Annotated in this window: 17 protein-coding genes and 1 pseudogene; 11 read left to right on the plus strand and 7 right to left on the minus strand. The window is 70.0% G+C overall.

The features are described 5' to 3' along the window. The first annotated feature begins 15 nt into the window (after positions 1–15). From ABT025_RS30270 to ABT025_RS30310, 9 genes are all read left to right on the plus strand, one after another. Entirely contained in the window at positions 16–951 is a 936-nt protein-coding gene (locus tag ABT025_RS30270) for an N-acetylneuraminate synthase family protein (protein ID WP_351001411.1), read from the plus strand. Positions 952–962: 11 nt separating this feature from the next. Further along, a complete protein-coding gene (locus ABT025_RS30275) occupies positions 963–2,021 on the plus strand; it encodes a hypothetical protein (protein WP_351001414.1) in 1,059 nt (352 codons plus the stop codon). A 419-nt stretch (positions 2,022–2,440) separates the two neighbouring features. Beyond that, positions 2,441–3,667 (plus strand): amidohydrolase, encoded by a 1,227-nt coding sequence (locus ABT025_RS30280; RefSeq protein ID WP_502972063.1) that lies wholly within the window; start codon positions 2,441–2,443, stop codon positions 3,665–3,667. A 138-nt stretch (positions 3,668–3,805) separates the two neighbouring features. Next, a complete protein-coding gene (locus ABT025_RS30285; protein WP_351001417.1) occupies positions 3,806–4,858 on the plus strand; it encodes a BMP family lipoprotein in 1,053 nt (350 codons plus the stop codon). Between the two features lie 240 nt (positions 4,859–5,098). Then, positions 5,099–6,682, plus strand: a complete 1,584-nt coding sequence (locus ABT025_RS30290) for an ABC transporter ATP-binding protein (RefSeq protein ID WP_351001455.1) — start codon at positions 5,099–5,101, stop codon at positions 6,680–6,682. After that, a complete protein-coding gene (locus ABT025_RS30295) occupies positions 6,682–7,800 on the plus strand; it encodes an ABC transporter permease (RefSeq protein WP_351001420.1) in 1,119 nt (372 codons plus the stop codon). The genes ABT025_RS30290 and ABT025_RS30295 overlap by 1 nt, the downstream gene beginning before the upstream one ends. Further along, positions 7,797–9,059, plus strand: a complete 1,263-nt coding sequence (locus ABT025_RS30300) for an ABC transporter permease (protein ID WP_351001422.1) — start codon at positions 7,797–7,799, stop codon at positions 9,057–9,059. The genes ABT025_RS30295 and ABT025_RS30300 overlap by 4 nt, the downstream gene beginning before the upstream one ends. An 11-nt stretch (positions 9,060–9,070) precedes the next feature. After that, positions 9,071–9,460 (plus strand): cytidine deaminase, encoded by a 390-nt coding sequence (locus ABT025_RS30305; RefSeq protein ID WP_351001458.1) that lies wholly within the window; start codon positions 9,071–9,073, stop codon positions 9,458–9,460. A gap of 141 nt (positions 9,461–9,601) precedes the next feature. Continuing rightward, entirely contained in the window at positions 9,602–10,879 is a 1,278-nt protein-coding gene (locus ABT025_RS30310; RefSeq protein ID WP_351001425.1) for a thymidine phosphorylase, read from the plus strand. A 90-nt stretch (positions 10,880–10,969) separates the two neighbouring features. Here the strand turns inward: ABT025_RS30310 and ABT025_RS30315 are convergent, their stop codons facing one another. Further along, positions 10,970–14,266 (minus strand): S8 family peptidase, encoded by a 3,297-nt coding sequence (locus ABT025_RS30315; protein WP_502972062.1) that lies wholly within the window; start codon positions 14,264–14,266, stop codon positions 10,970–10,972. A 370-nt stretch (positions 14,267–14,636) separates the two neighbouring features. Between ABT025_RS30315 and ABT025_RS30320 the strand changes: the two genes are divergently transcribed. After that, entirely contained in the window at positions 14,637–15,017 is a 381-nt protein-coding gene (locus ABT025_RS30320; protein WP_351001428.1) for an STAS domain-containing protein, read from the plus strand. Between the two features lie 19 nt (positions 15,018–15,036). On the opposite strand, the gene ABT025_RS30325 is transcribed toward ABT025_RS30320, so the two are convergent. From ABT025_RS30325 to ABT025_RS30340, 4 genes are all read right to left on the minus strand, one after another. Then, a complete protein-coding gene (locus tag ABT025_RS30325) occupies positions 15,037–15,360 on the minus strand; it encodes a hypothetical protein (RefSeq protein ID WP_351001431.1) in 324 nt (107 codons plus the stop codon). Further along, complete coding sequence (locus ABT025_RS30330; protein ID WP_351001434.1) at positions 15,357–16,355, minus strand: sigma-70 family RNA polymerase sigma factor; 999 nt, start codon at positions 16,353–16,355, stop codon at positions 15,357–15,359. Before ABT025_RS30330 ends, ABT025_RS30325 begins: the two co-directional genes overlap by 4 nt. 99 nt (positions 16,356–16,454) lie before the next feature. After that, complete coding sequence (locus ABT025_RS30335; RefSeq protein WP_351001437.1) at positions 16,455–17,171, minus strand: L,D-transpeptidase family protein; 717 nt, start codon at positions 17,169–17,171, stop codon at positions 16,455–16,457. Between the two features lie 87 nt (positions 17,172–17,258). Continuing rightward, complete coding sequence (locus tag ABT025_RS30340; RefSeq protein WP_351001440.1) at positions 17,259–18,572, minus strand: MFS transporter; 1,314 nt, start codon at positions 18,570–18,572, stop codon at positions 17,259–17,261. Between the two features lie 63 nt (positions 18,573–18,635). Here ABT025_RS30340 and ABT025_RS30345 point away from each other — a divergent pair, with 63 nt between their 5' ends. Then, positions 18,636–19,589: a LysR family transcriptional regulator gene (locus tag ABT025_RS30345; RefSeq protein ID WP_351001443.1), complete on the plus strand. Its 954-nt coding sequence runs from the start codon at positions 18,636–18,638 to the stop codon at positions 19,587–19,589. 23 nt (positions 19,590–19,612) lie between these two features. Here ABT025_RS30345 and ABT025_RS30350 read toward each other — a convergent pair whose 3' ends face one another. Further along, positions 19,613–20,611, minus strand: a complete 999-nt coding sequence (locus tag ABT025_RS30350) for an RNA polymerase sigma factor (protein WP_351001446.1) — start codon at positions 20,609–20,611, stop codon at positions 19,613–19,615. Between the two features lie 323 nt (positions 20,612–20,934). Then, positions 20,935–21,198 (minus strand): annotated as a pseudogene (locus ABT025_RS30355) (hypothetical protein); the annotation flags it as partial.

The following is a 21,198-nucleotide window of genomic DNA, read 5'->3' on the forward strand; positions in this document are numbered from 1 at the left end:
GTAAGGAACACCCTCATGAGCACCTCCCGACTGCGCACCCTCGGCGACCGCACCGCGGGCCCCGGCCACCCCGTCTACGTCACCGGCGAGATCGGCATCAACCACAACGGCGACCTCGACAACGCGATCGCGCTGATCGACGTGGCCGCCGAAGCCGGCTGCGACGCCGTCAAGTTCCAGAAGCGCACCCCGGAGATCTGCACCCCGCGCGACCAGTGGGACATCGAGCGCGACACCCCCTGGGGCCGGATGACGTACATCGACTACCGCCACCGCGTCGAGTTCGGCGAGACCGAGTACCGCGCCATCTCCGAGCACTGCGCCGAGCGCGGCATCGACTGGTTCGCCTCCCCGTGGGACACCGAGGCCGTCGCCTTCCTGGAGAAGTTCGACGTCCCCGCCCACAAGGTGGCCTCCGCCTCCCTCACCGACGACGAGCTCCTGCGCTCCCTGCGCGCCACCGGCCGCACGGTGATCCTCTCCACCGGCATGTCGACCCCGCGCCAGATCCGGCACGCCGTCGAGGTCCTCGGCTCGGACAACATCCTTCTCTGCCACGCCACTTCGACGTACCCGGCCAAGGCCGAGGAGCTGAACCTCCGCGTCATCAACACCCTCCAGCAGGAGTACCCCAACGTCCCGATCGGCTACAGCGGCCACGAGACGGGCCTGCAGACCACCCTCGCCGCCGTCGCGCTCGGCGCCGCGTTCGTCGAGCGCCACATCACCCTGGACCGCGCCATGTGGGGCTCCGACCAGGCCGCGTCCGTCGAGCCGCAGGGCCTGACCCGCCTGGTCCGCGACATCCGCACCATCGAGGCGTCCCTCGGCGACGGCGTCAAGAAGGTGTACGAGTCGGAGCTCGGCCCGATGAAGAAGCTCCGCCGGGTCCCGGGCGTCGTGGCAGAGAGCGGCGAGACGGCCCAGGCCGCCGAGCCGGTCGCGGTCTGACGGGCAGACCGGTGAACCTCGCCTTCGTCGAGAGCCCGGTCCAGCTCCTGAACGTCCTGGAGTGGGCCTACACAGAGGGAGGCGGCGGCCGTGTCGTCCCGGACGTCACCGTCGTCGTCCTCCCTCCGGTCGACCCGATGTCGCGCGGTCAGCTGCGCCGGATGGCGGAGCTGGCCCGCGACGAGGGCATCACCGTGCGCTGGCAGGAGGCGCGCGGCGACTCGGGCACCCCCCTGAAGTCGCTGCGCGCCCTCACCAAGCTCGTACGCAACGCCGACCACATCGTCATCGGGGACCCGTTCTCCCGCTACGTACAGCTCCTGCTCTCCCTGGTCCGGCCCCGCCGGCTCACCGTGGTGGACGACGGCACCGCCACCATGGAGTTCGTCGCCCTGCTGACCCGCGGCGAGCGCCTGGTGCGCTGGCACCGCCGCGGCGGCTCCGGCCCCCGCGACCTGGCCCTGGCCCCGGTCTCCGCCACCGCCCGCCGCCGCTTCACCCCGTCCGCGGCGCGCGAGGTCGAGCTCTTCACCGCGATGCCGGTGGTCCCGCCGCCCGGCATCACCCTCATCCCCAACACCTTCTCCTGGACCCGCTCCCGCTTCGGCCCGCCGCTGCTCACCAAGGGCGCGGACCTGGTCGGCACCTCCCTGGTGGAGACGGGCGTGGTCGACCGCGCCCCGTACCTGGAGGCGGTCGCCGCCCTGGCCCGTACGCACGGCGCCACCCGCTACTTCGCCCACCGCCGCGAGTCCACCGAGAAGCTCCACGCACTGGAGGCCGCCACCAACCTGGAGATCGTCCGCCCCGACCTCCCGCTGGAACTCATCGCCCGGCGCGGCCCCATCGGCCGCACGGTCCTGAGCTTCCCCTCCACGGTCGTCCACACCCTGCCCCTGGCCCTGGTCGGCACCGAGGTCAAGGTCGCGGTCTGCGACATCGCCCCGGAATGGCTCCGCGAAACGGCGTCCCCGAGAGCCCAGGGCTTCCTGGCGGGGGTCACGGAGACGGCCCGCGACGTCCAGCGACTGGCGCCGTGGCGGGCGACGGCGGTGACGACGGAGGCGTGAACCGGCTGGGCGGGCCCGACAGGATCAAACGGGCATGACCTGCACGTCGTAGGAGGGAATCCGCTTGTCCCGGTTCAGGACGGGGTCAGGACGGCCATCCCCTCGGTCCGGGCCCGAGCGATCGGCGTCCGGTCGAAGGGATCCCGGTGGTGCCCGGGCAGACGACCCGCCCGTGCGCCGTGTCCGGCGGTGACGGGCAGTGAGAGGAACCGGCTGTCCCGCACCCGTTCCGCCAGGTCATCCGGCGGACGGCCTCGCCGCAGCGGCCGAGGGCGCCGACGGAAGGGGCGAGTTTACCCACCGTGTCAGGGGCTCACACACCGTGACCCGGTCATTTATTCGTCTATGTGGCTGAACTTTTCTTGTTTCATGGTCAGTTGGAGAGGGAAGGGCCTTACCCTTCACCAGTGAACCACTCGATGCCCCGCGATCGTGAAGCCCGGCCGCTCATGGAAGAGGCCCTGCCCGGCACGCTGTCCGAGTCCCTGCGCGCCGAGCTCATCGCCTTCCGCCGTGATCTGCACATGCACCCCGAGCTCGGCAACCAGGAGTTCCGCACCACCGCGGCCATCAAGGCCCGGCTGGAGCAGGCAGGCCTCGAACCGCAGGTGCTCGCCCTGGGGACGGGGCTCATGTGTGACGTCGGGACGCGGGGCGAGGGGACGCGGCCCATGCTGGCGCTGCGGGCCGACATCGACGCACTGCCGATCCCGGACACCAAGGCGGGCGTCCCGTACCGCTCCACGGTGCCCGACCGGGCGCACGCCTGCGGGCACGACGTGCACACCACCACCGTCCTCGGCGCCGGCCTCGTGCTCGCCGAGCTCGACCGGCAGGGGCTGCTGCCCAACCCGGTGCGGCTGATCTTCCAGCCGGCCGAGGAGGTGCTGCCGGGCGGGGCGCCCGACGCGATCGAGTCCGGGGTGCTGGAGGGCGTCGGCCGGATCATCGGGGTGCACTGCGACCCCAAGGTCGACGTGGGCCGGATCGGTCTGCGGGTCGGCGCGATCACCTCCGCCTGCGACCGCCTCGAGCTGTCCCTGGACGGCCCCGGCGGCCACACCGCCCGCCCGCACCTGACCACGGACCTGGTCACCGCCGCCGCCAAGGTCGCCACCGAGGTGCCCGCGCTGCTGGCCCGCCGGGTCGACGCGCGGGCCGGGCTCGCGGTGACCTGGGGACGCCTGGAGACCGGGCACGCGTGCAACGTGATTCCGCAGCATGCCGAACTGTCGGGCACGGTTCGCTGCCTGGACCTGGAGGCGTGGCGCGAAGCACCGGATCTGGTGCACGCCGCGATCGACGAGGTGGCGGGAATGTACGGCGCGAAGACGGTGATCAACTACATCCGGGGTGTCCCGCCCGTGGTGAACGACGCGGCGGCGATCGACCTGCTCGCGGGCGCGATGTCCGCCCGCCGCGGTTCGTATGCCGTCGAGGACACCGAACAGAGCCTGGGAGGGGAGGATTTCTCCTGGTATCTGGAGCATGTGCCGGGCGCGATGGCGCGCCTCGGGGTGCGGACGCCGGGTGACCCGCGCGGGCTGGACCTGCACCGGGGCAACTTCGACGCGGACGAGGAGGCGATCACCGTCGGCGTGGAGCTTTTCACCGCCTCCGCTCTGCTTGACGGCAACCGTCCGTAACCGGACAGGTCGCCCCTCGTTCGCGACGATCCGATAACGGCTGCCGTACAGGTCATTATCTGACATCTACGCGCGTTACGATCGCGGCGAAACCAGCGCCGGAAGAGGCGCTTCGGTCAGGTTTGAAGGAGCCTTCCCTTGCGCCGGATCACTAGGATTGCCGCTGTGGGCGTCATGTCCGCGGCACTCGCGCTGAGCGTTACAGCGTGTGGCGAATCGTCCTCCTCGTCGAGCAGCAGCTCCGACTCGAAGGACAAGAAGACTGCCCTCGCATACGACATCGGTGGCCGCGGCGACCAGTCGTTCAACGACGCCGCGTACGCGGGTCTGGCCAAGGCGGAGAAGGAGCTCGGTGTCAAGGGCACCGAGGCCGAGCCCTCCGACGGCGAGTCGGACGCGGACAAGGTCCAGCGTCTGACGTCGCTGGCCCGCGCCGGGAACAACCCGGTCATCGGCGTCGGCTTCGCGTACGCGCCCGCTATCAAGAAGGTCGCGCCGAAGTTCCCGAAGATCACCTTCGGCATCATCGACGACTCCTCGGTGACCGGCGCCAACATTGCCAACATCGTCTTCAACGAGGAGCAGGGCTCCTACCTCGCGGGTGTCGCCGCCGCCAAGGTCACCAAGACCAAGACGGTCGGCTTCATCGGTGGTGTCGAGACCCCGCTGATCAAGAAGTTCGAGGCGGGCTTCACGCAGGGCGTCAAGGACACCAACTCCGCGGTGAAGGTGATCCCCCAGTACCTGACCCAGCCGCCGAACTTCGACGGCTTCTCCAAGCCCGACCTCGGCAAGGCCGCAGCCCAGGGGCAGCTCGACAAGGGCGCCGACGTGGTCTACTCGGCGGCCGGTCTGGCCGGTTCCGGTGCGATCGAGGCCGTCTCCAAGGCCGGCAAGTGGAACATCGGCGTCGACTCCGACCAGTACAGCCAGAAGGGCCTCGCCGCCTACAAGGAGTCCATCCTGACCTCGGTCACGAAGGACGTCGAGGACTCGGTCTTCAACCTGATCAAGTCCGTGGTGGACGGCAAGCCGCAGACCGGTGAGATCCGCTATGGCCTCGACAAGGACGGCGTCGGCCTGGCCATGTCGAACCCGAAGTTCACCGCGATGACCGACGTCATCGCCGCTGTGGACAAGGCCAAGAAGGAAATCATCGACGGCAAGATCACCGTCAAGACCGCCCCGTAACGACTCCGGTCGTACGGCTGGATCCACGTGGGCCCGGAGCGCGCAGCGTCGCTGCTCCGGGCCCACGGGGTACTCCCGCGAAGTGGTTCCGCCCGTTGCGGTGCCCTCTCGGACAGGCCTCGAACCCGGTGTTCCGGCCGCGCTGTGCACATGCGTTTGACGATTCGGCAACGCTACGCGTGTAGACAGCCTTCAGGCGCGATAACTTCACCCCGCCCCCCTGCCCCTCCGCTCCCGCTCCTGTCCGGCCAAGGAGAGTGCGTCATCAACGCGTCCAGCAGCCCCCCCGCCGTAGAACTGCACGGCATCACCAAGCGTTTCCCCGGCGTCGTCGCCAACCACGACATCGGCATCACCGTCCGCAAGGGCACGGTCCACGCCCTCGTCGGCGAGAACGGTGCCGGCAAGTCCACCCTGATGAAGATCCTCTACGGCATGCAGAAGCCGGACGAGGGCACCATCGCCGTGGACGGCGAGCAGGTCTCGTTCGGCAACCCGGGTGATGCCATCGCGCGCGGCATCGGCATGGTGCACCAGCACTTCATGCTCGCCGACAACTTCACCGTCCTGGAGAACGTCGTTCTCGGTGGCGAGAGGCTGCACGGCATCGGCTCCGCCGCACGGAAGAAGATCAAGGAGATCTCCGACGCGTACGGCCTGGGCGTCCGGCCCGACGCACTCGTCGAGGACCTCGGGGTCGCCGACCGGCAGCGTGTGGAGATCCTCAAGGTCCTCTACCGCGGCGCCCGCATCCTCATCCTGGACGAGCCGACCGCGGTGCTCGTCCCGCAGGAGGTGGACGCGCTCTTCGCGAACCTCCGCGAGCTCAAGGCCGAGGGCCTCACCGTCATCTTCATCTCGCACAAGCTCGGCGAGGTCCTCTCGGTCGCCGACGACATCACGGTGATCCGGCGCGGTACGACGGTGGGCACCGCCGACCCGGCGCACACCACCACCAAGCAGCTCGCCGAGCTCATGGTCGGCAGCGAACTGCCGTCGCCCGAGACGCGCGAGTCCACGGTGACGGATGTGCCGATGCTCAGCGTCGAGGGACTCTCCCTCGCCATGACGGACCCGGACGGAGTCGTGCGCGACGTCCTGTCCGATGTCAGCTTCACCATCCACAAGGGCGAGGTCCTCGGCATCGCGGGCGTCGAGGGCAACGGCCAGACCGAGCTGATCGACGCACTCATCGGGATGAAGTCCGCGGACAGCGGAGTGATCACCCTGGCGGAGCAGGACATCTCCCGTGTGCCCACCCGCAAGCGGCGCGAGAGCGGCATCGGATACATCCCCGAGGACCGGCACCGCCACGGAGTCCTGCTGGACGCACCGCTCTGGGAGAACCGCATCCTCGGCCACGTCACCGAGAAGCCCAACAGCCGCGGGTTCCTGCTCGACCCCAAGGCGGCCCGCCACGACACCGTCCGGATCGTGCGTGAGTACGACGTCCGCACCCCCGGTATCGAGGTCACCGCCGCCTCCCTGTCCGGCGGCAACCAGCAGAAGCTGATCGTCGGCCGCGAGATGAGCCACGCGCCGAAGCTCCTGATCGCCGCCCACCCCACCCGTGGTGTGGACGTCGGCGCACAGGCGCAGATCTGGGACCAGATCCGCGACGCCCGCCGCGAAGGCCTCGCCGTCCTGCTCATCTCGGCGGACCTGGACGAGCTCATCGGGCTCTCCGACACCCTGCGCGTCATGTACCGCGGACAGCTCGTGGCGGACGCCGACCCCGCCACCATCACCCCCGAGGAACTGGGCTCGGCCATGACCGGTGCCGCCGCAGGTCACCTCGAAGCAGCACCGGAGGACGAGGCCTGATGAAGAAACTCGACAAGGACCGGCTGATCCTCGGCTTCGCCGGGCCGGCACTCGCCCTGGTCGTCGCCTTCGCGCTCAGCACCCTGGTGCTGCTCGTGTCGAACCGCGACCCGTTCGAGCTGTACCGGCTGCTGTTCGAGCAGGCGTCGTACTCCGACGTGCAGGTGCTGATCATCAACCAGGCCGGTACGTACTACCTCGCCGCTCTCGCGGTCGCGGTCGGCTTCCGGATGAACCTCTTCAACATCGGCGTCGACGGCCAGTACCGCCTCGCGGCGATGATGGCCGCCCTCGTCGGCGCGAGCGTCGACCTTCCCGGACCGTTCCAGATCACCCTGATCGTCGTCGTGGCGATGCTGGTGGGTGCGTTCTGGGCGGGCATCGCGGGCATCCTCAAGACGACTCGGGGAGTGAGCGAGGTCGTCTCGACGATCATGCTCAACTCCATCGCGACCTCGCTGATCGCCTGGCTGATCCTGCCGAAGAACTTCGGTGACCAGGCAGCCGGGTCCAACAACCTCACGACGGGCGACATCGCCGAGTCCGGCTGGTTCCCGGGACTGTCCCTGGGCCCCGAGTCCGGAGAGATCTACGGCTTCACCTTCGTCGCAGCCGGCTGCGGCCTCGTGTACTGGTTCGTCCTCAACCGCACCCGCTTCGGCTTCGACCTGCGGGCCACCGGCGCCAGCGAGAGCGCCGCCCAGGCCTCCGGTGTGGACGCCAAGAAGATGATCCTCACCTCCATGCTGATCTCCGGCGCGGTCGCCGGTCTGGCGGGCATGCCGACGCTGCTCGGCGACACCCACACGTACAGCCTCGACTTCCCGGTCGGCATCGGCTTCACCGGCATCACCATCGCCCTGCTCGGCCGGAACCACCCCGTGGGCATCGCCCTCAGCGCCTTGCTGATCGCGTTCCTGGACAAGGCGTCCTCCCCGCTCGACCAGTTCGGGTTCGAGAAGGAGATCGCCACGATCATGCAGGGCCTGATCGTGATCTCCGTCGTCATCAGCTACGAACTGGTCCGGCGTTACGGGACCCGCCGCCAGCAGCAGAAGGTCGGCGAAGAGCTCGCCGCCGGCCACGCCCTCACGACCGAGAAGGAGGCGGCCCTGTGAGCACCAGCAAAGTCTCCGCCGCACGCGTCGCCCCCAAGAAGGGCGGCGGCCGCAAGCTCTCCCTGCCAGTCGTCCTGCTGATCATCGCCGGCGCGCTCGCCCTCGTCTCGCTGGTCCGGCTGATCAGCGGCGCGAACGACATCACCTCCGTGGGTCAGGTCGCGGGCGCCCTCGAACTGGCCGTTCCCATCGGCCTCGCCGGCCTCGGCGGTCTGTGGGCCGAGCGGGCCGGCGTCGTCAACATCGGGCTCGAGGGCATGATGATCCTCGGCACCTGGTTCGGTGCCTGGGCCGGATTCCAGTGGGGTCCGTGGGTGGGCGTCCTGTTCGGCATCATCGGTGGTGCGCTCGGCGGTCTGCTGCACGCGGTCATGACGGTCACCTTCGGCGTGAACCACATCGTCTCCGGTGTGGCGATCAACATCCTCGCCGTCGGCGTCACCCGCTACCTCTCGAACTTCACCTTCGCCGACGAGCCGGGCGGCTCCTCCAAGCAGTCCCCCCGCCTGGAGGAGATCGACAAGATCACCATCCCAGGACTCTCCGACTGGTTGCAGGACCTCCAGCAGCACCACTGGTTCTTCGTCTCCGACCTCGCCGGCATCATCGGCGGGCTCGTGACCGGACTGTCCCTGCTGACCGTCGTCGCCCTGCTGCTGATCCCGGTCACCTGGTGGGTGCTGTGGCGCACGGCGTTCGGCCTGCGGCTCCGCTCCTGCGGCGAGAGCCCGGTGGCCGCCGAGACCCTCGGCGTGAACGTCTACAAGTACAAGTACATCGCCGTCACGATCTCCGGCGGACTGGCCGGCCTCGGCGGCGCCTTCCTCTCCATCGTCGCCACCAGCATCTATCAGGAAGGCCAGACCGGCGGCCGCGGCTACATCGGTCTCGCCGCGATGATCTTCGGCAACTGGATGCCGGGCGGCATGGCCCTGGGCGCCGGACTCTTCGGCTTCACCGACAGCCTCAAGCTGCGCGGCGGCGCGGAGAACGTCCACGCCATGCTGCTGCTCCTCGCGATCCTGCTGGTGATCGTCGCCTTCTGGCAGCTGTACCGGAAGAAGTACGTGGCCGCGGTGATCTCGGCGGCCTGCTCCGCGCTGCTGTTCACCTGGTACGCGCTGACGGACCAGGTCCCGAGCCAGTTCGTCGACGCCGCCCCGTACGTCACCACACTGCTGGTGCTCGCGCTGTCCTCACAGCGGCTGCGGATGCCCAAGGCGGACGGCGTGCCGTACCGCAAGGGCGAAGGCAAGTGACCGCGGGCGTCATGGCCCCGGCCGACTGGGAGGCGCTGCGTACGGCCGCCAGGGACGCGATGTCCCGGGCGTACGCCCCGTACTCGGGCTACCCGGTCGGCGCGGCCGCCCTCGTCGACGACGGCCGCACCATCGTCGGCTGCAACGTCGAGAACGCCTCGTACGGCATCGGGCTGTGCGCCGAGTGCGGCCTGGTCTCCCAGCTGCACGCCACCGGCGGCGGCCGGCTGACCCACTTCACCTGCGTGGACGGTGCGGGCGAGATCCTGGTGCCGTGCGGCAGGTGCAGGCAGCTGCTGTACGAGTTCGGCGGACCGGAGCTCGTCCTGGAGACCCCGGACGGGCTCCGCACGCTCGACGAGATGCTGCCGCAGGCCTTCGGGCCGAGCCACCTCGGCTGAGCGCCTTTCGTCCCCACCCGCCGGACGGGCCCGCACACAGCGGGCCCGTCCGGCGTCTCTCAGACCCTCTATGCGCGTAGAGTCAACGGGACTCATGCGTGCTCATGTGTACGTACGTACCGGCCGGAAGGACTCCAGACCATGGACGCCATCTCCGTCATCCGCACCAAGCGGGACCGAGGCGAGCTGACCCCCGAGCAGATCGACTGGGTCATCGACGCGTACACCCGCGGTGAGGTCGCCGACGAGCAGATGTCCGCGCTGGCCATGGCGATCCTGCTGAACGGCATGAACCGCACGGAGATCGCCCGCTGGACCGCCGCCATGATCGCCTCCGGCGAGCGGATGAACTTCGACGCGCTCTCCCGCCCCACCACCGACAAGCACTCCACCGGCGGCGTCGGCGACAAGATCACCCTGCCCCTCGCACCGCTGGTCGCCGCCTGCGGCGCAGCCGTACCGCAGCTCAGCGGCCGCGGCCTCGGTCACACCGGCGGCACGCTCGACAAGCTGGAGTCCATCCCCGGCTGGCGCGCGCACCTCTCCAACGCCGAGATGCTCAACGTCCTCGACACCACCGGCGCCGTCATCTGCGCGGCCGGCGACGGCCTCGCCCCCGCCGACAAGAAGCTGTACGCGCTCCGCGACGTCACCGGCACCGTCGAGGCCATCCCGCTGATCGCCAGCTCGATCATGTCCAAGAAGATCGCCGAGGGTACCGGCGCACTCGTCCTGGACGTCAAGGTCGGCTCCGGCGCCTTCATGAAGACCATCGAGGACGCCCGCGAACTGGCCTCCACCATGGTCGCGCTGGGCACCGACAGCGGCGTGCGCACGGTCGCCCTGCTCACCGACATGGCCACCCCTCTCGGCCTCACCGCGGGCAACGCCCTGGAGGTCCGCGAGTCCGTCGAGGTCCTGGCAGGCGGCGGCCCGAAGGACGTCATCGACCTCACCCTGGCCCTCGCCCGCGAAATGCTGGACGCGGCCGGACTCAAGGACGCCGACCCGGAGAAGGCCCTCGCGGACGGCACCGCGATGGACGTCTGGCGCCGGATGATCTCCGCCCAGGGCGGCGACCCGGACGCCACGCTCCCGGTCGCCCGCGAACAGCATGTCGTGAAGGCCTCGTCCTCCGGCGTCCTGACCCGCCTGGACGCGTACGACATCGGCGTCGCAGCCTGGCGCCTCGGCGCGGGCCGTGCTCGCAAGGAGGACCCGGTCCAGGCCGGCGCGGGCATCGAGCTGCACGCCAAGCCGGGCGACACGGTGACGGCCGGACAGCCGCTGCTGACGCTGCACACGGACACCCCGGAGAAGTTCGACTACGCGCTGAAGGCCCTGCCCGACGCGTACGACATCGCACCGTCGGGCACGCCGTTCACCGCCACCCCGGTGGTGCGGGAACGTATCGCGTAACCACGCGCACCCCGACACGAACGGCCCGCCGGGACGGTGAGAACCACCGTCCCGGCGGGCCGCTGTCATGCGTGCCGGAGCAGGCAGGACCTACTTGCCGAAGTAGGCGTCGTAGATCGCCACCGAGGACTTGTTGCCCTTCCTGTCCGTGACATCGGCCTTGAAGGAGAGGGACTTCTTCTTGGCCGGATTCCGCACCGAGATCGTGCCCTTCTTGACCGCGGTCTTCTTCCAGGTCTTCCCGGCGTCATAACTGACGTACACCGTCAGCGACTTGAGGTTCTTCCCGGCAGCGGCACCCTGCACGGTCACCGGCACGGACACGGTCTTGCCGGCCTTGGCGGTGCCGTCCAGCGCGACCGCGGGCGCGAAGCGGACCATGGAGACCGGCAGCGCGACGAGATCCTTGGCCCCGCCGGAGCGGAAGGTCCAGCTCGCGTCGATCCGGGTGGAGACCGAAGCGACGTCGGCGGCGCGCCGCACCGAAGTGGTCAGCCGGTAGTCGGCGGCCGCGGCCGGCACGGTGATGGGCGTCTCGCCCGCCAGCGGGTCGGCGTTCTTGGCGAACACCTTGCCGTTGCGGTAGAGCACGGTCTTCACCGAGCTGTAGACGGAGCCGCCGATGTTCCGGTGGCCGTCGGCGACCAGCGGCAGCGACCCCACGAGCGCGTTGCCTTCACGGAAGACCCCGAAGTCGGCGTTGACGTGGGGCCCGAACACCGCGCTGTTCACGGTCTTCGTGTACGCCTTGCCCGCCTTGAGGATCTGCGGGGCACCGAGCGAGTACGAGGCGTCGGCCTGCGGGAAGCCGTCCTCGTCGGGTGCGCCGTTCTGGTTGAAGTCGAAGGCCCACCGGACCCTGTCGGCGGTGGAGACGTAGGCGGTGGTGGCCGACGGGAGCTTCTGGGTGGTCACGGCCGCCCAGCCGCCGAACGCGCCGGGCAGCTCGCTCCACGCGGAGATGTCACCGGTCTTGCCCTTGACGGACGAACCGGCGCGGACCGTGACCTTGGCCAGCTGCCCGCTGCCGAACGCGCGACGGTAGCCGGTCGCCACCTGGCTCACCGGGCCGCCGAGCGCGATGTCGTACCGGGTCGCCGCGCCCTTCGTCCAGGTGCCGTACCAGTGCTGGGAGAGGCGGACGCCGCTCACCTTCGGACCGATGTGCGCGGTGCGCAGCTGCTTGAACGAGTTGAGCAGCCAGCCGTAGCCGTAGCCGTTGTCCTCGTTCTCGACCTGGAGGTCGGGGGAGGCGAGCACGGACTTCGTGCCGGTGCCCGGCACGGTGATGTCCACCGGCTTGGCCAGGCGCGCGTCGAAGGTCACCGTGGTGTTCCTGGTGAGGTCCAGCGAGGGCCGAGCGAGCCAGTCGACGCCCTTGCCCAGGTCCTCCGGGTCGATGTACACGGCCGCGTTCAGCACGTACCCGCCCTTGGGAACGCGGATCTTCGCCGTGCCGTCGACCGCCTCGGGGGACTCCCACACTCCGACCGCGGCACCGCTCATGCCGTAGACGTCGCCCGTGGTGTACCGGGCAGGCTTGCCGTCGCGCCCGATGGTCTTGAGCGTCAGGTCGTACGACTCGCGCTCGCGATCGACCGCGGCCGCGGTGCGGACGGTCTGGCCGCCGCCGGTCGCGACGACGTACGCGGAGTAGCCGCCGTCGGCCGTGCCGCCGAGCTTGGTGTTCACGGTCAGCGGCACCTCGGCGGTGCCGCCCGCCGGGACGGTCACACCGGTGGAGCCGAGGGCGAAGAAGCCGGCCGGGGCGGGCTTGCCCGTCGGACCGGTGGCCTCGACGGTGAGCGCGAGTGTGACATCGGCCGTGCCGAGGTTGCGGTACGACACCTTCTTGGTGACCGGCACGTCATCGGTGTGCGGCCACTGCTGGAGGCCGAAGCTCAACGAGACCGGGTCGGCGACGACGGACTGGGCGATCGCCCGGTCGACGGCGATCCGGCCCGAGCCCTGCTGGAACGGGGTGTACTTCCCCGGCTTCGTGGAGGCCGTGAGCGCGCCCTTGAGCTCGGCGTACTTCCACGTGGGGTGCTGCTGCTTGAGGAGTGCCGCGGCGCCCGCGACATGCGGGGTCGCCATCGACGTACCGGAGATCGTCAGATAGCCCGCCGGGCTCTGACCGACCTCCTGGTCGATGACGGAGCCGGGTGACGCGGCCGCCGTGATGTCCACGCCGGGAGCGGTGACATCGGGCTTGATCGCGCCGTCGCCGACCCGGGGACCCCGGCTGGAGAAGTCCGCCAGCAGGTCCTTGTCGTCGACCGCGCCGACGGTCAGCGCGGAGTCCGCGCTGCCGGGGGAGCCGACCGTGCCGGCCCCGTCGCCCTCGTTGCCCGCCGCGATGGCGAAGAGCACGCCGCTGTCGGCGGAGAGCTTGTCGACCGCCGCCTCCAGCGGGTCGATCCCCGGGGTGTCGGTGCCGCCGAGGCTCAGGTTGATGACGTCGGCGCCCTGCGCGACCGCCCACTCCATGCCGGCCAGGATGCCGGAGTCCTCGCCGTAGCCGTCGTCGTCGAGCACCTTGCCCTCAAGGAGCTGGGCGTCCGGGGCCACGCCCTTGAACTTTCCGCCCGACTTCGCGCCCGTACCGGCCGCGATCGAGGAGACATGGGTGCCGTGGCCGAAACGGTCCTTCGTGTCGGGCGAGGCGGAGAAGTTCTTCGACGCGAGGATCTGGCCCTTGAGGTCCGGGTGGGTGGCGTCCGCACCGGTGTCCAGGACGGCGATCTTGACGCCCTTGCCGGTGTAGCCCGCCTCCCAGGCGGTCGGGGCGCCGATCTGCGGGACGCTCCTGTCGAGGCTCGCCCGGCGCACGCCGTCCAGCCACACCCGGTCGATTCCGGCGGCCGTGGTCCGCTGGGCGCTGCCCGACGGCTTTCTGGTGAGCGCCTGCCAGACGGACCGGACGTCTTCCCGCGGGGTGGCCACGGACTGGGCGTTCAGCGACTTCAGCACGGGCCCGACGCGGGTGGCGCCCGCGTCGCGTACCTCGGCCTTCGCGGCCGTGGCCGCGGCACCCCGGTAGGAGACGATCAGCTTCAGGCCCGACTTCTGCGCCCGGCGGTTCTCCGTCCGGCTCAGCTCCGTGACGTCGAACAGACGGCGGTCCAGCTTTCCGGAACTGATCAGCCGGTGCGCGTCGGCCGGGACGAGCAGGGTGTGCCCGTCCCGCATCTGCCGCTGCACGGGTATGTGTTCGCGCCCCGCCGCGGGACGGAAGCCCACGACCCGGCCCTTGGCATCCACGGTGACGCGGTCGCCGGTGATGAGCGTCAGCTGATGCCGTGCGCCGGACGAACCGGCGGCCGGCTGCGACGGGCTGTTGTCGCGGGCCATGGCCGGGGTGGTCAACCCGGCCGCGAGCGCCACGGCCGCCGCTGTGGCGACGGTTGAAACACACGCTTTTCTCACGTGTCTGCGCAACTCTCCCCCTGGAGAATCAGGCGGCCCCCGAGAGGGCCGGTGGGCAGCCGGCACCGATGGGTGCACCGGTGCCGGCTGTTTCACCCGTATAGAGGGAGAGCTGTTCGAATGGGTTCACAGCAGGCGCACAGATGGCCGGAGTTGACGGATCTTTGTCGGCTTCCGGTCGCCTGCCGTTCGGACCTGCGAGATGGGGAAGCGGCCGTTACGAGGGTGGCCGGCGAGGCCCATGGGCAGCTCGGGGGCACAGAGGCGCCCCCGCGGAGCCGGAGGAGAGGGCACTCGGGTCCGGCGGGAAGCGGAGAACGGTGGGTCGATGAGTTTCGGCCGCCGGACCGGTCTGCCTGGTATGGATCCCCTGCCGTCAGCCGTACTCGTCCTCCCAGGACGCGTCACCCGAGCCGCCGTCCCCGGACTCTGCGCCGAGCTGGAGGCGCTGCTGACCACGGCGGACGCGGGGGCGGCCCTGGTGGACTGCGACGTGAGCGGGCTCGTCCAACCGGATCTGGCCGCGGTGGAGGCGATCGCCCGCCTGTCGCTGGTCGCGCGCCGGGCGGGCGGCCGACGGCTGCGGCTCCGCGGGACGCGACCCGAACTCCGGCTGCTGCTCGATCTGGTGGGCCTGGCCGACGTGGTGGGCCTGGACGACGGATCGGCGACCGTGGAGGCGGGCCGGACGCCCGGCCCGGGTCCCTGACGAGGAGGGGCGCAGCCCCTCAGTCCCGGCTGCCGTACTCCGCGTAGTCGCAGACGACCTGGCTGAGGCGGGCCTGCCCGTCGGCCCCCACGACCGAGTCCTTCGTCAGGTGGCCGGTGGCCGACGTATCCGGTGTCCGCGACTGCTCCCGCTTCGCGGCCCGCACCGCCTCCGCGCAGTCGTACTCCGGCTGCGGCCCCGGTTCCGCGGCGGAGCCCGGTGGCACGACGCGGCCCGGCCCCGACGTCGCCGCCGGCTCACCGACCCACTGCGTGACGCCCCACCCGGCCACGGCCAGTACCAACCACCCCGCAACCAGCCCCCGCACCAGGCGCGGACTCACGCGGCATCGGCGTCCAGATGATCAGGCAGCCCGAACAGCGGGAACCAGCGCGGGGTGTCCAGGAAGCAGTGCATCCCGGTGATCGCACCGTCCGAGATGTCGATGACCTGCACCGCCCACGGAACGAACCCCGGCCCGTCCGGGTTCGGCTTGTAGTGCGCGAACGCCGGGGTGCCGTTCGCCGACGTGGCGACCAGCCGGGAGCCCTCGCAGGCCGCGCCGATGGACGTCATGAACCCTGCGATGTCGTCGTGCCCCTGCAGCCAGAGGTCGAACGGCGGCATGGTCATCACGGCGTCCTCATGGAGGAGCGCGGTCAGCGCCTTCATGTCGTAGCCCTCGAACGCCGCCACATACCGCTCCAGGAGCTTGCGCTGCTCCTCGTCGAGCGGGTCCGCCGCATCGGCGGACGCGGAGGCATCGCCCTGGTGGTCGGTCAGCGTCGCCCGGGCCCGCTGGAGGGCGCTGTTGACCGAGGCGACGGAGGTGTCGAGCAGCTCGGCTACCTCGCTCGCCTTCCACGCGAGCACCTCGCGCAGGATCAGCACCACCCGCTGCTTCGGCGGCAGATGCTGGAGTGCGGCGACGAATGCGAGCCGTACCGACTCACGGGCGACGGCGGCCTCCGCCGGGTCCTCGACCGACGGCAGGATCCGCCCGTCCGGCATCGGCTCCAGCCAGGTGTTCTCCGGCAGGGGATTGAGCGCGGCCTGCGCGAGCGGCGTCGGGCCGGACAGGTCGACCGGCCTGGCCCGCTTGTTGCCCGCGTTCAGCATGTCGAGACAGACGTTCGTCGCGATGCGGTAGAGCCAGGACCGCAGCGACGAACGCCCCTCGAACTTCTCGATGTTGCGCCACGCGCGCACCAGGGTGTCCTGGACCGCGTCCTCCGCCTCGAAGGCCGAGCCGAGCATCCGGTAGCAGTAGCCGGTCAGCTCGACCCGGTGTCCCTCCAGACGGCTGTCGATATCGGTCGTCGCCGTCAGATCACTCATCGCTTCACTTCACCCCTGTTGCGCTGTGACACCGCTCACTCCAGCACTTCGGAAGCTACCGCAGGGCACTGACAACGGGGGCAGGAAGAGCAGAAGCGGTCACGTCCCGAGCTTGCGCCCGTACACGTACACGTCGTCGCCGTTCTTCAACAGGTTCCAGTATGACTTCGCGTCGGCGGTGCGCATGTTGACGCAACCGTGCGAGCCCGGCGGGTTCCACATCTTCACGCCCACTGCGTGGAACGCCTGCCCGCCGTCGAAGAACTGGGAGTACGGCATCGCGACGTTGTAGATCGACGAGACGTGGTTCTTGTGCTTCCAGTAGATCTTCTTTGCGCCGGTCCGGGTCTCGTAACCGTCCCGCCCGGTCCGCACCGGCACAGGACCGAACTTCAGCTTGCTGCCGTCCTGGATCCAGGTGATCTGCCTGGTCAGGTCCACGCACGCGATGCGCCCCTTGTTCGTGGGGCACTTCTTGGCCTTGTTCGGGTTCTTCCCGGCCGCCTTCTGCGCGGTGAGCGTCTGCATGGTGCGCCAGGTGATGGGCCCCGCGTATCCGAGGGTGGGCGTGACCCCGTACTTGCTCTGGAACGACCGGATCGCCTTGCAGTCGGCGGCCGACTGCTTGCCGTCCACCTTCAGGTGCAGGTACTTCTCGGCCTGCTTCTGGTACGGCCCCTTGGACGCCGTGCAGGACGCAGCCTGGGCGGTGCCGCCGGTGCCGAGCACGAACGCCGGTATCGCGGTCAGACCGGCGACGGCCAGCGCGAGCCCGCGCCGTGCCCGTACGCTCCGCATGTTCCCCGTGACTCTCATGTGAACCCCAACTCCCCTTCGCGCGCAGTACGGTGCTTCCGCCTGCTAGACGCGCGTCGGGGAGCGGATGGTTGTGCGCCGAATGTCTCAGTTCTGTACGGAGACCACTGTGCTCGGCCGCAGCCGCTCGGTGCGAGCCGCCCGCGACCCGAACAGCGTGATCGAGACGACACCGAGGACCGCGACCAGGCCCAGCGTGACCGTGCCCGCCCAGCCCCCGGCGTGGAAGGCGACCGCACCGAGCGTGCCGCCCACGCTGGAGCCCAGGTAGTACGCCGACTGGTAGAGCGCCGACGCCTGGGCGCGGCCCTTGGTGGCCGTACGGCTCACGGAGGACGAGGCGACCGCGTGCCCGGCGAAGAACCCGGCCGTGATCAGCACCAGGCCGAGGAGCGCGGCGGCCAGCTGGTCGGCGAGCGAGAGCAGCAGACCGGCGGCCGTGGTGGAGACGGCGAGGTACAGCGCGCCCCGGCGCCCCAGCCGGGCGACGAGCCTGCCCGCGGCTGCGGAGGAGACCGTACCGACCAGATAGACGAGGAAGATGGACCCGACGACACCCTGCGGGAGGTTGAACGGCGCCTCGACGAGCCGGTAGCCGATCACCGTGTAGACCGCGCCGAACACCGTCATGAACAGGGCGCCGATCGCGTACAGCCGGCGCAGGAGCGGATCGGCGAGGTGCCCGCCGACCGTCTTGGCGAGGGCCCTCGGGTTCAGCGAACCGGGGGTGAAGTGCCGGGCCCGCGGAATCATGAAGTGGAAGACGACGGCGCAGCCCACGGCCAGCAGCCCGACCGCGCCGAGCGCAGCCCGCCAGCCCCACGCCTGGGCGACCCAGCCGGTGAGGATACGGCCGCTCATCCCGCCGATGCTGTTGCCGGCCACGAACAGCCCGATCGCGGCGACCAGCGCCTTCGGCCGGACCTCCTCCGCCAGATACGCCATCGCAGAGGCGGGCAGACCGGCAAGCGCGGCGCCCTGGATCGCGCGCAGCGCGATCAGCCAGCCGATCGAGGGAGCGAACGGCACGAACAGCCCGACCACCACGGCCACCGCCAGCGAGGCGGTCATCATCTGCCGCCGCCCGAACCGCTCGGACAGCGCGCTCATCGGCAGCACACACAGCGCCAGCGCACCCGTCGCCGCGGACACCGTCCAGCTCGCCTGCCCGGCCGTGGCGCCGAAGGACGCGGAGACGGCGGGCAGCAGGGCCTGGGTGGAGTAGAGGAGTGCGAACGTCGCGACACCGGCGGCGAAGAGCGCGAAGCTCATCCGGCGATAGCCGGGGCGCCCGGGTTCGAGCCGCTCTGCTGCGACGGCGGGAACGGTTGCGGCGACGGGGGACGGCTGGTTCGAGGCGGCCACGGTGAGGGTGGACGCCCCGGTACTGGCAGGAGGCATGCCACGAACGTAGGCCTGTCACCTTTCATGCGTCCAATGCACAAACACGCGATAATCAATCCCATGGCGCATCAGTACAGCTCACAGCCTCGGCTGTCACCAAGCAGTTACGAAGAAGACATTCGCGCGGTACTGGCACCACGCCTCGCGTACTTCGAGGCGGTCGCCCGCCACGAGCACGTCACCCGCGCCGCGCACGAGCTGGGCGTCCCGCAGTCCACGCTCTCGCGGGCGATGGTCCGCCTGGAACAGGACCTGGGCGTCGCCCTGTTCGCCCGCAAGGGCCGCACGGTCTCCCTGACCCCCGCGGGCCGCACCTTCCTCGGCTCCGCGGAACGGGCACTGGAGGAGGTGGAGAAGGCGGCCGACTCGGTACGCGCCGACGCCGACGCCACCTCGGGCAAGGTCGCCTTCGGCTTCCTCCACACGATGGGATCGGAAACCGTCCCCGCCCTCATCCGCGCCTTCCGCGTCGACCACCCCCGGGTCCGCTTCCAGCTCGTCCAGAACTACGGCGAGGCCATGCTCGAACGCCTCCGCGCGGGCGGCCTCGACCTCTGCCTCACCTCACCGGTCCCGGACGCCCCGGACCTCGTGGCCCGCCGCCTGGACGAACAGCGCCTGCGCCTGGTCGTCCCCGAGGACCACCGCCTGGCCACCCGCCGCCGCATCCGCCTGGCGGAGGCCGCCGACGAAACCTTCGTCACCCTGGAACCCGGCTACGGCCTGCGCCGCATCACGGACGACCTCTGCACGGAGGCGGGCTTCGTCCCGCGCGTCGCGTTCGAGGGCGAGGAGGCGGAAACCCTGCGCGGCCTGGTCGCCGCGGGCCTGGGCGTGGCGCTGCTCCCGCCCCCGGCGGTGGCCCGCCCGGGTGTGGTGGAGCTGACGGTGACGGCACCGCGGGCCGCCCGGGAGATCGGCGTGGCCTGGCTGGACGGGCACCCGGACACCCCGCCGGTGGCGGCGTTCAAGAAGTTCCTGCTGTCGCGGCGGGGGAACCTGCTGCCGGACTGAGGGGAGTCGGCCCGCCGGCTCCGTCAGGTGTCCTCGAAGTAGTCCCGCAGCGCCTGCGAGCGTGAAGGGTGGCGCAGCTTGCATATGGTCTTGGCCTCGACCTGGCGGACGCGTTCACGTGTCACGCCGTAGACCTTGCCTATCTCCTCCAAGGTCTTGGGGCTGCCGCCCATGAGCCCGTAGCGGAGCGAGATGATGCCGGCCTCACGCGGGGTCATCTCCGCCAGCATGCTCTGGATGGCTTGCTGGAGAAGACCGAAGGTGACCACGTCCCAGGGGGAGGGCGAGTCGCTGTCCATGATGAGGTCGCCGAACTCGGCGCTTCCGTCATCGAACAGGGTGGTGTCCAAGGAGATGGGTTCCCTTGTGTAGGCGTCGAGTTCGGCCAGCCGCTCGACGGGGATGCCCACCTTCTCGGCCACTTCTTCCGGGGCGGGCTCGTTCCCGGTGCTGTGAACCAACTCGCGACGGACCCGCGTCACGCGGTTGATGATCTCCACGGTGTGCACCGGGATGCGAATGGTCCGGCTCTGGTCGGCCAGGGCCCGGGTGACGGCCTGCTTGATCCACCAGGTCGCGTACGTCGAGAACTTGAAGCCCTTGGTGTAGTCGAACTTCTCCACCGCCCTGATCAGTCCGGTGTTGCCTTCCTGGATCAGGTCCAGGAAGGCAAGGCCGTGCCCGGTGTAGCGCTTGGTGACGGCGACCACCAGACGGAGGTTGGCCTCGGTGAAGTGGCTCTTCGCGCGGCGTCCGTCCTCCGCGAGAAGGGTCAGCTCCCGGCGAGAGTCCGCGTCCGGGCCCGGCTCCTCGACGAGGAGGCGCTCGGCGTAGAGACCGGCTTCGATCCGCTTGCTCAGTTCCACCTCCTGTTCGGCGGTCAGCAGCCGGACCTTGGCGATGAGCCGCAGGTAGTCCTTGACCTGGTCGACGGTGCCGTTTCCCGAGGAGATCCGGGGGGCGGGGGCGTCGGTCCCGTCGTGCTCAGGGCGCAGGAATTCCCCCGTGCTCCGCACGTCCATGACGTTCACCTGTCCTCTCGCTTCTTTTGCGGCCGGCCGTCGTTACGAACCGACGTCATCCGGTCACCGTCAATCGCCGGGGACAGCCCCTCGGCCGGACGCGCGTCGGGCTTTTCCGGCTCGTCGGGCAGCTTGGGGGAGCCGCCGCGCATATAGGAGGGATTCGGTGTGACGCCCCGGGCCATATGGCGCCCCGGATCATTCGGGAATGGGTCATGAGTATTGATGACAGGCTTGACTTTCCTGATGCGAATACACCGGTGACCCGATGAGTGCATTCCGGGGAACGGCGCGGGCGGTGGGCCGCGCCGGCACCTTTTGATTCAGCCGGCGGCGTGTGGATCGACAGGCCCGGAGCCTCGGCCCGAACCGTCCGTCACCGACGTCACTCCGGGGGCGGCCGCGGAAAGCCCGAGAGTCGGCGTGGGAACGGTCAGCCGTCCTTCTTCGGTGTTCTGCGCGTTGCCCGGTCGCTGTTCCGCCCCGGTGTCCGGCCGCACACCGACGCCCAGCTTCTCCAGGATCTTCTTCTCGATCTCGTCGGCGAGGTCGGGGTTGTCCTTGAGGAAGTTGCGGGCGTTCTCCTT

Source organism: Streptomyces sp. NPDC002809 (assembly GCF_040295435.1).
GTDB lineage: Bacteria > Actinomycetota > Actinomycetes > Streptomycetales > Streptomycetaceae > Streptomyces.